General features: G+C 61.4%; 11 protein-coding genes. 5 read left to right on the top strand and 6 right to left on the bottom strand.

Going from position 1 to position 14,935, the window contains the following annotated elements:
- Positions 1 to 6 precede the first annotated feature (6 nt).
- From QLG12_RS01775 to QLG12_RS01755, 5 genes are read right to left on the bottom strand one after another with little or no spacing between them, the layout of a single operon-like run.
- The gene (locus QLG12_RS01775) at positions 7 to 1,410 is read right to left on the bottom strand and encodes an ATP-binding protein (protein WP_282473778.1); all 1,404 of its coding nucleotides are present in this window, start codon (positions 1,408 to 1,410) and stop codon (positions 7 to 9) included.
- Positions 1,407 to 3,218: a DAHL domain-containing protein gene (locus QLG12_RS01770; RefSeq protein WP_282473819.1), complete on the bottom strand. Its 1,812-nt coding sequence runs from the start codon at positions 3,216 to 3,218 to the stop codon at positions 1,407 to 1,409. The genes QLG12_RS01775 and QLG12_RS01770 overlap by 4 nt, the downstream gene beginning before the upstream one ends.
- On the bottom strand, positions 3,218 to 4,162 hold the full coding sequence (locus tag QLG12_RS01765) for a cytochrome c peroxidase (protein WP_282473777.1): 945 nt from the start codon (positions 4,160 to 4,162) through the stop codon (positions 3,218 to 3,220). The genes QLG12_RS01770 and QLG12_RS01765 overlap by 1 nt, the downstream gene beginning before the upstream one ends.
- Positions 4,159 to 6,033, bottom strand: coding sequence for an EAL domain-containing protein (locus QLG12_RS01760; protein WP_282473776.1), 1,875 nt, complete (start codon positions 6,031 to 6,033; stop codon positions 4,159 to 4,161). The genes QLG12_RS01765 and QLG12_RS01760 overlap by 4 nt, the downstream gene beginning before the upstream one ends.
- Positions 6,030 to 8,303, bottom strand: a complete 2,274-nt coding sequence (locus QLG12_RS01755; protein ID WP_282473775.1) for an EAL domain-containing protein — start codon at positions 8,301 to 8,303, stop codon at positions 6,030 to 6,032. The genes QLG12_RS01760 and QLG12_RS01755 overlap by 4 nt, the downstream gene beginning before the upstream one ends.
- A gap of 255 nt (positions 8,304 to 8,558) precedes the next feature.
- Between QLG12_RS01755 and QLG12_RS01750 the strand changes: the two genes are divergently transcribed.
- Genes QLG12_RS01750 through QLG12_RS01735 form a run of 4 tightly spaced genes read left to right on the top strand, consistent with a single transcriptional unit; the run spans position 8,559 to position 11,604 of the window.
- Positions 8,559 to 9,914 (top strand): HD domain-containing phosphohydrolase, encoded by a 1,356-nt coding sequence (locus QLG12_RS01750; protein WP_282473774.1) that lies wholly within the window; start codon positions 8,559 to 8,561, stop codon positions 9,912 to 9,914.
- Between the two features lie 60 nt (positions 9,915 to 9,974).
- Positions 9,975 to 10,409, top strand: coding sequence for an NUDIX domain-containing protein (locus QLG12_RS01745; RefSeq protein ID WP_282473773.1), 435 nt, complete (start codon positions 9,975 to 9,977; stop codon positions 10,407 to 10,409).
- A gap of 23 nt (positions 10,410 to 10,432) precedes the next feature.
- Positions 10,433 to 11,071, top strand: coding sequence for a LysE family translocator (locus QLG12_RS01740; protein ID WP_282473772.1), 639 nt, complete (start codon positions 10,433 to 10,435; stop codon positions 11,069 to 11,071).
- Between the two features lie 2 nt (positions 11,072 to 11,073).
- The gene (locus QLG12_RS01735) at positions 11,074 to 11,604 is read left to right on the top strand and encodes a GNAT family N-acetyltransferase (protein ID WP_011335759.1); all 531 of its coding nucleotides are present in this window, start codon (positions 11,074 to 11,076) and stop codon (positions 11,602 to 11,604) included.
- On the opposite strand, the gene metR is transcribed toward QLG12_RS01735, so the two are convergent.
- Positions 11,588 to 12,505 (bottom strand): transcriptional regulator MetR, encoded by a 918-nt coding sequence (metR, locus tag QLG12_RS01730; RefSeq protein ID WP_197868489.1) that lies wholly within the window; start codon positions 12,503 to 12,505, stop codon positions 11,588 to 11,590. The genes QLG12_RS01735 and metR overlap by 17 nt on opposite strands.
- Before the next feature lie 111 nt (positions 12,506 to 12,616).
- Here metR and metE point away from each other — a divergent pair, with 111 nt between their 5' ends.
- Positions 12,617 to 14,929 carry a 5-methyltetrahydropteroyltriglutamate--homocysteine S-methyltransferase gene (metE, locus tag QLG12_RS01725; protein WP_197868490.1) on the top strand — a complete coding sequence of 771 codons (2,313 nt, stop codon included), beginning with the start codon at positions 12,617 to 12,619 and terminating at the stop codon, positions 14,927 to 14,929.
- Positions 14,930 to 14,935: the final 6 nt, after the last annotated feature.

Below are 14,935 nucleotides of genomic sequence, written 5' to 3'. Positions count from 1 at the left end.
CTTACATCAGGCCGCCGGGCGAGTCTGGCGCAACGGCAACTGCACGCGAAACGTCGTGCCGGCGCCCAACGTGCTGCGCACGGAAATATCGCCGCCGTGTTTCTTCACGATGCCATACGACAGGGACAGGCCCAGGCCTGTCCCCTGGCCCACCGGTTTGGTGGTGAAGAACGGGTCGAAGATTTTCTGCAAGGTCTCGGGGGCGATGCCCGAACCGGTGTCGGCCACTTCGATGATTGCGGTTTCGCCCTGCACCCCGGTGCGCAGGGTGATGGTGCCGCGCTCCGGGCCCATGGCCTGCGCCGCGTTGACCACCAGGTTCATGATCACCTGATTGATTTGCGAGGGCAGGCATTCGATGTCCGGCAGATCCTGATATTCCTTGATCACATCGGCCTTGTACTTGAGCTCGCCGGCAACGATGTTCAGGGTCGATTCGATGCCCTGTTGCAGATTGGCCCACTGCCATTCCTGTTGACTGTCGACCCGGGAGAAATCCTTGAGATCCCGGACGATCTGTCCGACCCGACCAATGCCCTCCTTGGATTCGCGAATCAGCGTCGGGATGTCTTCCAGCAGATAGTCCAGTTCAAGACGCTCGCGCAATTGCTGCAACTGCGCGGCGGCTTCGGCGGGCAATTCCTGCCCGGCGGTGTGATAGGCGCCGAGCATGGCCAGCAGTTGCTGGAAATAACCGTCGAGCGTACCGAGGTTGGAGGAGATGAAGCCGATCGGGTTGTTGATTTCATGGGCGACCCCGGCGGCCAGTTGACCCAGCGAGGCGAGTTTTTCCGACTGCACCAGTTGGCCTTCCAGCTGTTTGCGTTCGTCGATTTCCCGCTGCAAGGCTTCACTGGCCTGCCGGAACTGGGCGGTGCGCTGATCCACCAGATGTTCCAGGTGATGCATCTGCAGGGAGGCGCGTTCGGTCATCTGCCATTTGGTCAACAGGGTGTTGGCCATCTGCTGGACTTCGATGTTGTCGAAGGGTTTTTTCAGGATCAGCAGTCGGTCATGGGCGTGCAGACGATCCAGCAGTTCGTCCCAGGAGTAATCCGAATAGGCGGTGCAGACCACCACCTGCAACTGCGGATCCTGCTTCCAGAGTTCTTCGATGGTGCGCGCCCCGTCCCAACCGTCCGGCATGCGCATGTCGACGAAGGCCAGGGCATACGGGCATTGCTCCTGCAGGGCCAGGTTGAGTTTGGCCAGGCCTTCCTCTCCACCGTAGGCCGAATCCAGCTCGAAAGGTGCTTGCCGGGGTTTGGCGGGCACGCCGAACAGGGCGGCTTCCATCTCGTCCAGTTTTGCCGAGTGCGCCGGCGCCGGGGCGAGGATCTTGCGAAAGTCTTCGTGAATCGACGGCATGTCATCGATCAGCAGAATGCGGCGGTTCGACAGCTCGCTCATGCGTTCTCCATTACGGTGATCAGCGGAATCTGCAGGGTGAACAAGGCGCCCAGTCCCGGCCCGTCGCTGTGGGCGGTGAGGTGGCCGTTCATCTCGATGGCCGCCAGCGCGCAGCTGTGCAGGCCGAAGCCGTGGCCTTCCTTGCGGGTGGTGAAACCGTGGGCAAAGATCCGCGTCATGTTTTCCGGTGCGATGCCTTCGCCGTCGTCCCTGACGCTGATTTCCAGAAAACTGTCGTCGACGATCTTTACCCCCAGGGTCATGGTGCGCGGGCGGTTGCTCAGGTCGGACATCGCGTACTTGGCGTTGCTGATCAGGTTGATCAGGATCAGCAGCAAGCGGTGTTTGTCGCCCATGACCTGGGGTACTTCGGCGTATTCCTTGACCACAGTGACGTGGTGCCGGGTGAGGGCGCCGGCGTTCATGCGCAGCGCATCTTCGAGCAGCTCATTGATGTACAGCGGCTCGGTCATGCTGTTGGCCCCGGCATAGGATTGCTGGGTGGCGACGATGTCCTTGATGTGATCGACGCTTTTGTTCATCTGGTTCAGCTCGTCAACCATCTCCTGCTGTTCCTGGGCGATGGCGCCGACCAGTTGATTGAGGTAGCCGGGCAGCAGCTTGCCCTTGGGGTCTTCGCTGAGGAAATGGCCGAGGTCATCCGGGTGTTCGTTGATCAGTTGCATGGCCTTGCCCAGCCCCAGGGCCTTGCTGCTGCGCAGTTTGCGCGAGATCAGGTCGGAGGAGATGTTCACGCTGTTGAGCACGTTGCCGACGTTGTGCAGCACGTTGGTCGCGATCTCGGCCATGCCGGCCTGACGCGCGGCGCCGAGCAGTTCACTCTGGGCATTCTTGAGTTCCCGGGTGCGTTCCTCGACCCGTTGCTCCAGCACATCGTTGGCGGTTTGCAGGGCCGCGTTGACCCGGTTGATCTCGGCAAAGCTGCGGATCAGGCGGATGGCCAGCCACAACAGCGACAACATCAGCAGGACGGAAAACAGCAGCAGATAGAAGTGATATTGACGGTCGATTATTTCGGCCTGTTGCTGATCCTGGTTGAGCATGGTGGTGATGTTGTCCAGACGCTCGGCCACGGGGATCGCCTCTATCTCTTCGAGCAAGCGGTTGACGATTGGCTGCTCGCGCAGAATCAGGTTGATGTGATTGCTCAGGATCCGGATCGGGGCCTGGAAGTCCTGGGGCAGGCGTTGCGCATTCACCGCCAGTTTGTTCAAGCCCAGTACGATGTCGGCGGCCTTGTCGTCGGAGGTGACCTGGGAAAACTCCAGGGCGCTGAGCAGCAGGTCATAGGTGTCGGTGGCGATGTTCTGCACCTGGATCTTGTCGAGGTCGGACAGGTCAGCCAGTTGCGCCTGAATGTCATCTTCGGCGGTGGGCAGAAACGCCAGGGAATTGCGCAACAGGGCGTTGTGCGACTTGAACTGTTCCACCAGCCGGGTCTTTTCCTGCATGGCCGTGAGAAAACTGTCGTGAGCCTCGTTCCATTGTTTCGAGTCGCTGCGCCCGTGTCCGGACTCCATGGTGTCGAAGCGTTCCCACAAACGGTTCATTTCGTTCATGGGTGAAATCAACGGATCGTAATTGTGCGAAAGCGCGACCCGGGCCTTCAGTATTTCGTTTTCCCATAACGAATCCTGTTGCTTGATCTGACGGATCAGATCCCGGGATTCGGTATAGGCCGTCGTCTGCTCGGAACTCGATTTCAGGTACAGAAACACCAGAATCGAGGCCAGCAGCACGGTGACAAGGGCAAGCAACAGCAGGCTGACACGGCGTGAAACCTTCATCATGGCTTGCCCTCCCACTGGCCGGTCAGGGTCTTGAGAAACAGCACGATCAGGGTCTTGTCTTCTTCGCTGGGCATGCGCCCCAACTGATACTGGAACATCACGTCAACCGCCCGTTCGAGGGTGGGCGCGGAGCCGTCGTGGAAGTACGGTGCGGTCAGGGCGACATTGCGCAGACTCGGCACCTTGAACACGGCGCGATCGGCTTCGTCACCAGTGATGTTGAAGCGGCCCTGGTCCGCTACTGTCGGGTTGCCGCGGTCGGCGATGTAGTCACCGAACACGCCGAATTTCTGGAACATGTTGCCGCCGATGTTCACCCCTTGGTGGCAGGCGATGCAGCCATAGTCCTTGAAACGCTGATAGCCGTACTTTTCTTCGAGGGTCAGGATGTCGGTGTTGCCCAACAGATACTGGTCGAAGCGCGAACCGGGCGTGAGCAACGTGCGCTCGAAGGCGGACAGGGCGCTCTGGATATTGGCCCGGGTCACGGCGTCGGGATAGGCAGCGCTGAAGGCCTGGCGATAAGTTGCGTCGGCGGCGATCCGTTGCACCACGGTGTTCCAGTCGCTGCCCATTTCGTGGGGGCTGGTGATCACGACGTTGCTCTGTTCTTCCAGGGTTTCGACGCGACCGTCCCAGAACTGGCGGAAATTGAGGCTGGCGTTGAACACGGTCGGTGTGTTGACGGCGACCGGTTGTCCACCGAAACCATTGGAGAAGGCGCGGGTGTCGGCGCCGCCTTTATCCAGTTGATGGCAACTGGCGCAAGACAGCGTGTTGTTGATCGACAGCCGTGGGTCATGGAACAGCTGACGTCCCAGTTCGACCCGCTTCGGGTCTTGTGGCGGGATGGCCGGCAAGGGCTTGAGCGGCTCGTCCAGTGGCGCGGCGAGGGTGTTTGCGCATAGCGCGAACAGTAGAAACAACGCCGGGCGATTCATGAAACACCCCACGGACCAGGTTGAGCGGACGCCAGCAATCGGGCAAAGGCGTCCACCGGCAAGGCTCTGCTGAAGTAGTAGCCCTGGCCTTCCTCACAGTGGTGATCCTTTAGGAACGCCAACTCTTGCGCGGTCTCCACCCCTTCGGCGATGACGTTCAGATTCAGGCTCTTGCCCAGGCTGATGATCGCGCCGACCAGTGCCGCATCGCTGCTGTCGTGGCTCAGACCGCGAATGAACGACTGATCGATCTTCAGCACATCGATGGGAAACCGGCGCAGATAGCTGAGGCTGGAATAGCCGGTGCCGAAGTCGTCGATCGCCAGCCGGACGCCCAGCGCCTTCAGCCGGTTCAGCGCGCTCATCGTCGCGTCGACGTTCTGCATCAGCACGCCTTCGGTGATCTCCAGTTCCAGCAGACGGGGATCCAGTCCGGTCTGTGCCAGCACCTGCTCGATGCCCTCGACGAAGTGGCGCTGACGAAAGTCGATGGCCGAGGTGTTGACCGACATGCGAATCGGCGGCAATCCCGCCTGTTGCCATTCACGGGTCTGACGACAGGCCTCGGCCAGCACCCATTTGCTCAGCGGCACGATCAGGCCACTGTCTTCGGCCACCGGGATGAACTCCGAGGGATAGACCCAGCCATGCCCCGGTTTCTGCCAGCGCACCAGTGCCTCGGCACCGACAACCCGGCCGCTGGCCAGCTCGATTTTCGGCTGGTAATGCAGGACGAATTCCTGGCGTTGCAGGGCCTGGCGAATGCCCGACTCGATGCTTTGCTGCTCCCGGGCGCGCTGGTTCATGGCTTCGATGAAGAAGCCGATTTCGTTCGGTCCGTTTTCCTTGGCGCTGCGCATGGCCGTTTCAGCTTTCTTGATCAGCTCGATGGCCTCGAGCCCGTCATCGGGGTAGAGGCTGATGCCCAGACTGGCCGTGACGCTCACGTCATGCCCGACGATTGTCTGTGGAGCGCGGATGGCGCTGAGTAGCTTCTCGGCGATGCTGCGCGACTGCTGCGGGTGATTGATGTCGCTGAGCATCACCACGAATTCGTCGGAGCCATAACGAAAGACCGAATCCGATTCGCGCACGCAGGCGAGCAATTGCTGGCCGACCCGTTTGAGCATCTCGTCGCCCGCCGGATGGCCCAGGGCATTGTTGATGCGCTTGAAGCGATCCAGCCCGAGAAACATCACCACCAGTTGTTTGTCATGGCGGCGGCAAGCGGCCAGCGACTGAGTCAGACGGTCACCGAGCAAGGTGCTGTTGGGCAGTCCCGTGAGGCTGTCGTACTGCAACAGGCGCGAGACCTTGAGTAATTCGTGCACGCGGGCTTCGATGGTCTGCTCGAGGTTGAGCATCTTCAGTGCAGCGTCCTGGGCGAGCTGCCATTTCCACGTCAGGGCATTGGCCATCTGGCGGATTTCCAGGGTGTCGAACGGCTTTTTCAGGATCAGCAACTGATCGCCGAACTCCAGCCGTTCTGCCATGGCCTCCCAGCTGTAGTCGGAATAGGCGGTGCACAGCGCAATTTGCAGATTGGGGTCGACTGCCCAGAGTTTCTCGATGGTTTCCAGGCCGTCCCAACCGGGCGGCATGCGCATGTCGGTGAAGGCGAGGGCATAGGGCCGGCCTTCGTCCAGGGCGTTTTGCACCAGTTTCAGTGCTTCCTGGCCCTGATAGGCGGAGTCGAGCTGGAACGTCAGGTGCGGCGATTGGCGGGTGCCGAACAGCGTTTGCTCAAGCGTGTTCAGATCCGCTTCACCGTGGGTGTCCGGGGTGAGGATCTTGCGAAAGTCGGCATGGATCGCCGGGGTGTCATCGACGATCAGAATGCGCCGGTTGGTCTGGGGAAAAGGTGTTTTCATCCCTCATCCTCCCTGGGCAGCGGGGCAGTCGCGTTCCCGCCCTTCAGCAGACGCGCCGCCTGTTCGGGGCTGACCGCTTCCCTGAAGCAAACGCCTTGCACGTTTTTCAGCGGTGCCGACGAGCCGATGGCGTCATCCCGATCTGCGGGCTGGACGCCTTCGGCGCTGATGTCGATTGCCAGATCCCGGGCGAAATTGACGATCGCGCGCAGGGTATTGGCGCTGCCTTCATCCTGGGCCGCACTGTCGATCAGGGATTGGGAGAGTTTGAGGTGATTGACCCGGTAGGTTTTCAGGTAATCGAACGATGAGTATTCGGTGCCGAAATCGTCGATGGCGATCTTCACCCCAAGCTCACTCAGGCGCGGCAGCACATCGTTGTGAGTCCATTTGGTCTGGGCCAGGGTCGCTTCGGTGACATCGAAACGCAGATCCCACGGTGCCAGTTCCCAACGGGCGGTGGTGCGCAGCACGTCATAAATGAGCTCGGGCCCGCTCTTGAGTTGCGCCAGGGAAATCCTGATCGCCATCACCGGAGGCGCCACTCCCTCGTTTTGCCATTGGCGCATCTGCCAGCAGGCGTGATCCAGTATCCAGCGACCGAGCGGGATGATTGCACCGGTCTTTTCCGCTGCCGGTACGAAGGCCGACGCCGGCAGCAGACCCAGCCTGGGATGTTGCCATTTGACCTGCGCGGCCATGCCGAGAATCTTGCCGCTGTGCATGTCCACTTCCGGCGTGTAATCGAGCTTCAGTCCTCCCTGAATGAGCGCTGTCGTCAACTCTTCGGCAAGGGTAATGCGCTCGGCCACTTCCCGGGTGATTTGCTCGGAGTAGAACTGGTACTGATTGCGCCCGGTTTCCTTGGCGCGGTACAGCGCCATGTCGGCGCCGGCCAGCAGGCTGTCGGCATCCAGACTTGTGGCCCGGTAGAGGCAGATGCCGATACTGACGGAGGTGTGCAGGGCATTGCCCGTCAAGTGGTAAGGCTGCGACAGTGCATCGCGGATCTTGGCGGCAACGGTGGCGGACTGGGTCGGGTCGCTGACATCCAACTGCAGGATCGCGAATTCGTCACCGCCCAGTCGTGCGACTACGTCGTTTTCCCGCACATTCGATTTGATCCGCTGCGCCACTTCCTGCAAAAGCAAATCGCCGACCGGATGGCCGAGGGTGTCGTTGATCCGCTTGAAATGGTCCAGATCCAGATAAAACACCGCGAAGGGTGCCGCACCCCGGCGAGCGGCGGCGAAGGCCTGATGCAGGCGCTCGATCAAGGTGGCGCGATTGGCCAGCCCGGTGAGGCCGTCGGTGCGGGCCAACAGGTTCATCTTTTCTTCGGCCAGCCGGCGTTCAGTGATATCGAGAATGATCCCTTCGACTTCCAGCAGTCGGCCGTCGTGATCGCGTACCGGGATGTAGCGGTTTTCCACCCAGCGCCAGTCGCCTGCGCCCGTGCGCAGACGAAACTCAATGGAGGCGCCTTCGGCATGGCGATCGAGCACCCGACCCATGGCGGCATCGACACTGGGCTGATCGTCCGGGTGAATCAGCGTCTGCGCCCAAGTGGCCGACCCCACCAGATCAGCCGCGACATGGCCGTAACGGGTGATGTTGTGGGAGATGTACATCAGCGGAAACGACGGTTCGCCGCGCAACCGGTAGAGGATGGTCGGACTGTTTTGCACGATGATGTTGGCGTCGGACAGCTCCCGGGTACGCGCCTGAACCGCTTGCTCCAGCAGGTTCATCTTCATGGCGGCGTCTTCGGTCATCTGCCACTTGACCGTCAGGGCACTGGCCAGCTGCCGGATCTCGATCGCATCGAAGGGTTTTTTCAGGATCAGCAGGCGATCGGTCAGGGCCAGCCGCTGGTCAATGTCCTCCCAGGAGTAATCGGAATAAGCGGTACACAGGGCCACTTGCAGCTTGGGGTCGACCTGCCACAGCCGCTCGATGGTTTCCAGGCCATCCCAGCCCGGCGGCATGCGCATGTCGATGAAGGCCATGGCGTAGGGACGCCCCGCGGCCAGTGCGGCTTCGACCTTGTCCAGCGCTTCGCGGCCCTGATAGGCCGAGTCCAGCTCGAAAGGGTCCCTGGGGGCGGCGGGAGCGGAGGTCGGATCGCCGAACAGCAGGTTTTCGGTTTCGTCCAGACTGTCGTCTGTAACCGTGGCCGACTTGAGGATTTTCGCGAAATCCTCATGGATCGACGCGGTATCGTCGACGATCAGCACACGACGGTTGATAGGGCCGGTTTGCGCACTCATGACGCAATACCCGCCTGTACACGCACATTCGTCATCGGGAGCATCCCTTTCCCCTCATCCCATGCCTGCGCGCAGGCCGATGGTGTCGTCCAGCCACTTGAGCATAGTTGCAGGGGCGCAACTTCGCCTGTCGCGGTGTAACAGAGGATTTACACGGCCCCGGCGAAAATCATCTAGCCTTTGGTTCAGGCGCGGGCAAGCGGAGAGGTCTGTCGGCGCGCCAGCCACGTCTACCGTTTCCCGTGAGGCATCGCCATGGAAGAGCCAACCGCCCAGAATTCATCGTTGCGACCCAAGGTCCTGCTGGTCGATGACGAAGAGCCGATCCTCAACAGCCTGCGCCGCCTGCTGCGCGGCCAGCCTTATGACGTGTTGCTGGCCACCAGCGGTGCCCAGGCTCTGGAAATCCTCGAGCAGCAACCGGTGAATCTGGTGATGAGCGATGCGCGCATGCCCAACATGGATGGCGCCACGCTGCTGGCTCGCGTTCATGAGCTGTACCCGGCGACCGCGCGGATCATGCTCACCGGCTACGCCGAACCTTCTGCAATCATCAAGGCCATCAACGAAGGCCAGATCGAGCGCTACATCAGCAAACCCTGGAACGACGAAGAAATGCTCCTGACCTTGCGCCAGGCCTTGGCGCATCAGCACCTGGTGCGCGAGCGCGAGCGTCTGGAACAACTGACGCGAGCGCAAAACGATCAGTTGAAGTTGCTCAACAGCACCCTGGAAAAGCGCGTCGCCGCCCGCACCGCCGAGCTGCAGCAGACCGCCGACATGCTCGATCTGGCCTACGAGGAGCTCAAGCGCAGTTTCCTGACAGGCACCGAAATGTTCTCGTTGCTGGCCAACCTGCGCCTGCCGCCGACCAAGCAGACCAACCGGCAGATCATCGAACTGGTGCGCTGCTATTGCCGCGAACATCGGTTTGATGAAGCCGCCAGCCGCGACCTGACCATGGCCGCCGCGCTCTACAACATCGGCAAGCTGAGCTGGACCGACAGCATGATGACCACGCCGTCGGACCTGTTGCACAGCACCGAGCGCGATCGCTATCGGGCGTATCCGAAACAGAGCGAATCGCTGTTGATGACCCTGGACCCGATGAAGGATGCCGCGCGGCTGATTCTGCATCATCAGGAACACTGGGATGGCAGCGGGTTTCCCGACCGGCTCAAGGGCGAAGCCATTCCCCAGGGGTCGCGGCTGTTGAAACTGGCGGTGGATTTCGTCGAGTTGCAGCGCGGGCTGATTCTCGAACGGCAAATGAACAGTGATGAAGCGTTGCTGTACCTGCGCCAGTACGCCGGCAAACTTTACGATCCCGAACTGATCGAGGATTTCATCAAGGTCTGTGCAATGGTCAGCGACATCACCCTGACCGATCCGAACGTCAAGGTGCTGGGCACCCGGGAGCTGGCAGCGGGGATGATCCTGGCGCGCAACCTCAATGCCGACAACGGCATGTTGCTGCTCAATGCCGGCAAGGTGCTGAGTGCTTTGCTGGTGGACAAACTGATCAGTTTCGAAGCCATGGAGGGCGCTAAATACAAGGTGTTCGTGAAAGTACCGGAGGAGGGAGAGAGTGTGCTTCTGGCCCAGGGATGATGACGCTGGCGCGACCGGCGTGGGATCCTTGCGGTTTTTCCCAAGGCCGATGGCTGACACATGACCTCTGTATCCGCTGTTTCCCCCCGCATCATTCGTATTGCCGCCGCGTTGCTGCTTAACCCCGCCGGCCAGACCCTGCTGGTGCGCAAGCGCAACACCACGGCGTTCATGCAACCGGGCGGCAAGATCGAGGCCCACGAGCTGCCGGTGCATGCATTGGCCCGTGAGCTGGAAGAAGAGCTGGGGCTGGTGATCGATCCGGTGCAGGCGAGCTTTCTCGGCCAGTTCTCGGCACCCGCCGCCAACGAGCCGGGATTCGTCGTGCGGGCCGAGATCTTTCAGCTGACCATCGACGTCAAGGTATCTCCGGCCGCCGAGATCGAAGAGGTGATCTGGATTGATCCTGCCACCGACGGCGATGTGGTTCTCGCCCCATTGACACGCGACCTGATCCTGCCGTTTTATCGAGCCTCGCTGACCGCGATCGCCTGATCATTCGTGCAAAGGACTTCGTCATGATCCCGCTTCAAGACCTGCTGATTTTTGCCGCCGCCGCCCTGCTGATGGTACTGACGCCAGGGCCGAACATGATCTACCTGATCTCGCGGTCGATCTGTCAGGGGCGCCGGGCCGGGGTGACTTCGCTGCTCGGCGTGGTGGCGGGGTTCTTCGTGCATCTGTTCGCGGCGGCGGCCGGATTGACCGCGGTGTTTCTCGCGGTGCCGATGGCCTATGAAGTGTTGAAGTGGGCCGGTGCGCTGTATCTGCTGTTGCTGGCCTGGCAGGCGGTGAAACCCGGCGCCCGTTCGCCATTCGAGGCGCAGCAACTGCCGGCGGATTCGTCGCGCAAACTGATCACCATGGGCTTTCTCACCAGCGCGCTGAACCCGAAAATCGCGGTGTTCTACCTCTCGGTATTTCCGCAGTTCATTACCCCGGAACACGGCTCGGTGTTCACTCAAAGCATCATTCTCGGCCTGACCCAGATCAGCGTCAGTTTCAGCGTCAATCTGTTGATCGCGCTGTTCGCGGCGGGCATCGCTTCGTGGTTCGTCAGCAATCCGACCTGGCTGGCGGCGCAGCGTTATTTCATGGGGTTTGTGCTCGGCGGCCTGGCCGTGCGGCTGATGCTTGAACAGCGCCGGTCGGCTTGAGCATGTGGATCGAACGGCTGGACGCCAGTCATGCGCTGGCTTATCGCGAACTGATGCTGGAAGCCTATGACCGGCATCCGCAGGCGTTCACCTCCAGCGTGCGCGAGCGCGCAGTGATGCCGCTGAGCTGGTGGGAATCACGCCTGACCAGCAAGCTCGACGCGGTGTTCGGCGCGTTCGAAGACGGCCGGCTGGCGGGTATCGTCGGCCTGGCGTTCGAGCCTCGGGAAAAGGCCCGGCACAAGGCAACGGTGTTCGGCATGTATGTGTCGGCCGAGTATCGCCAGCGCGGTCTGGGTTTGAAACTGATGGAGGCGGTGCTGGGTGAAGCGCAGCAGCATCCGGCGCTGAAAGTCATTCAACTGACCGTCACCGCCGGCAATGACGCGGCGTTCAAGTTGTATCAGCGCTGCGGCTTCATCCAGTTCGGCCTCGAACCGATGGCGGTGCGGGTCGGCGAGGACTACTTCGACAAGATCCACATGTGGTGCGCGCCTTTCGTGCCAACCGCCAGCCTCAACGAACCGCGCTGACCCCATCCAGCGTCGAGAACGAAGTGTCCTTGGCCGTCAGCAGGAAGTCGCGCATGTACGGCGCATCCAGCATGTCGGCGCGGATCGCTGCGTACAGCGTCGCAAACAGACCCTTCTCGCCCAGTCGTTTGCCTTTCACGTAACCCCGCGAGCTGTATTCATGCAGCGCCCAGTGCGGCATGCCGCACACGCCACGGCCGCTGGCCACCAGTTGCATCATCATCACCGTCAGCTCCGAGGTGCGCACCTGCGCCGGTTCGATGTCGGCCGGTTCGAGGAAGCGGGTGAAGATGTCCAGCCGATCGCGTTCCACCGGGTAGGTGATCAGGGTTTCAGTCAGCAGGTCTTCGGGGACGATGTACGGTTTGCTTGCCAGCGCGTGCTGGTTGGCGACCGCCAGCATGGCTTCGTAGGTGAACAGCGGCACGTAGGTGATGCCGGCGATTTCCAGCGGGTCGGACGTCACCACCAGATCCAGGTCGCCCCGGGCCAGCGCCGGCAGCGGGGCAAACGAGAAACCCGAAGCGAGGTCGAGTTCGACTTCCGGCCACGCATCGCGGAACTGGTCGATGGTCGGCATCAGCCACTGGAAGCAGCTGTGGCATTCGATGGCCATGTGCAGACGTCCGGCGGTGCCACCGGCCAGACGCGCGATGTCACGTTCGGCGGCGCGCAGCAGCGGCAGGGTCGCGTCGGCCAGTTGCAGCAGGCGCAGGCCGGCGCTGGTGAAGCGCACCGGTTTGGTCTTGCGCACGAACAACGGCATGCCCATGCGCTCTTCCAGCTCCTTGAACTGGTGGGACAGCGCCGACTGGGTCAGGTGCAGGCGGTCGGCCGCGTCCACCAGGCTGTCGGCTTCGCGCAGGGCATGCAGGGTTTTCAGGTGACGGATCTCAAGCACCGCAGGCTCCATGAGGAAAATTTGTGATCAACACGAAAAGGTTGAGTTTGTCTCATGTTGTCCTGGCTGTCGACAATGGCGCCATCTTTTACGCAATGGAGAACACTCGACATGGCCGTGGCACACACCTTGGGTTTCCCGCGCATCGGCGCCGACCGCGAACTGAAAAAAGCCCTCGAAGCCTGTTGGAAAGGCGATCTCGATCAGGCCGCTTTGAATCAGGTCGGCCGCGAACTGCGTGCCAGACACTGGCAACTGCAGAAGGACGCCGGCATCGACCTGCTGCCGGTCGGCGACTTCGCCTGGTACGACCAGGTGCTGACCCACTCGCTGACCTTCGGTGTGATCCCCGAGCGCTTCGACGCTGTGCGCGACGAACGCGGCCTGCCGACCCTCGACACCTTGTTTGCCATGGCCCGTGGCGCCACGTCTTCCTGCTGCGGCGGCGAGCACGGCAAGACTCAATACGCCCAAGAGCTGACCAAGTGGTTCGACACCAACTACCACTACCTGGTCCCGGAATTCAGCGCGGACCAGCAATTCAAGCTGAGCTGGGAACAGCTGTTCGATGAAGTCGAAGAAGCCAAAGCCCTCGGTCACAACGTCAAACCGGTGATCATCGGCCCGCTGACTTACCTGTGGCTGGGCAAGGCGAAAGGCAACGGCTTTGACAAGCTCGATCTGCTCGAGCGCCTGCTGCCGGTGTACAACCAAATCCTCGGTCGCCTCGCCGAACAAGGCGTGGAATGGGTGCAGATCGATGAGCCGATCCTCACCCTCGACCTGCCGCAAGCCTGGAAAAGCGCTTTCGAACGCGCTTATCACATCCTTCAGTACTCGCCGCTGAAGAAACTGGTGGCGACCTATTTCAGTGGCCTGCAAGACAACCTTGGTCTGGCCGTCGGCCTGCCGGTGCAAGGCCTGCACATCGATGCGGTGCGTGCACCGGAGCAACTCGGTCAGGTGCTCGATCGCCTGCCGACCTACAAGATTCTGTCGGTCGGGCTGGTCAACGGACGCAACGTCTGGCGCTGCGAACTGGAGCAGGCGCTGGCGCAACTGCAACCGGCGCAGGAGCGTTTTGGCGACAACCTGTGGGTCAGCAGTTCCTGCTCGTTGTTGCACAGCCCGGTGGATGTCGAGCGTGAAGACAAGCTCGATCCGGAACTGAAAAGCTGGCTGGCATTCGCCGTGCAGAAGTGCAGCGAAATCTCGGTGTTGCGTGATGCGCTGAACGATCCACAGGCGCCAAAAGTGCAAAACGCTCTGGCCGAGAGCCGCGTGATTCAAGAGAGTCGCGCCCGCTCGCCGCGCATTCACAAAGCCGACGTACAAGCGCGGGTCGAGGCGATCAATGCCGACGACAGCCAGCGTCACTCGCCGTTCGCCAAACGCATCGCCGCACAACAGGCGCGTTTGAAATTGCCGACGTTCCCGACCACCACCATCGGCTCGTTCCCACAGACCGGTTCGATCCGCCTGGCCCGTCAGGCGTTCAAGCAGGGCAAGCTGTCGGCCAACGACTACCACGATGCCATGCGCAGCGAAATCCGCCACGCGGTGCAGGTGCAGGAACGCCTGGGCCTGGATGTGCTGGTGCACGGTGAAGCCGAGCGCAACGACATGGTCGAGTACTTCGCCGAACAGCTCGACGGTTACCTGCTCACCCGCTTCGGCTGGGTGCAGAGCTATGGCTCGCGCTGTGTGAAACCGGCGGTGATTTATGGCGATCTGTCCCGTCCTAACGCCATGACCGTGGACTGGATCACTTATGCCCAGGGCCTGACGGACAAGGTCATGAAAGGCATGCTGACCGGCCCGGTGACCATGCTGATGTGGTCGTTCCCGCGCGAAGACGTGTCGCGCAAAGTCCAGGCGCAACAACTGGCGCTGGCTCTGCGGGACGAAGTGGTGGACCTGGAAAACGCCGGGATCAAGATCGTGCAGATCGACGAAGCCGCGTTCCGCGAAGGCCTGCCGCTGCGCCGTGAACAATGGCAGGAATACCTCGACTGGGCGGTGCAAGCGTTCCGCCTGACAGCCTCGGGCGTGAAGGATGAAACCCAGATTCATACCCACATGTGCTACAGCGAATTCAACGATGTGATCAAGGCAATTGCCGACATGGATGCCGACGTGATCACCATCGAAACCTCGCGTTCGGACATGGAATTGCTCGAGGCCTTCGAAGCGTTCGACTACCCGAACGACATCGGCCCGGGTGTCTACGACATCCACTCGCCGCGGGTGCCGGACACTGCCGAGATGGTCAAGTTGATGAGCAAGGCCGTAAAACGGATCCCGGCGCAGCGCCTGTGGGTCAACCCCGACTGCGGGCTGAAAACCCGCGCCTGGCCGGAGACCGAAGCAGCGCTGGTCAACATGGTCGCGGCGGCGCGGCAGTTGCGCAGTCAGTTGGCGTAACACGCA

The sequence above is a fragment of the Pseudomonas sp. V88_4 genome (assembly GCF_029967985.1).
Taxonomy (GTDB): domain Bacteria; phylum Pseudomonadota; class Gammaproteobacteria; order Pseudomonadales; family Pseudomonadaceae; genus Aquipseudomonas; species Aquipseudomonas glycinae.
Note: the sequence above shows the minus strand (reverse complement) of the source record. Positions and strands in the feature narration are given on the sequence as shown.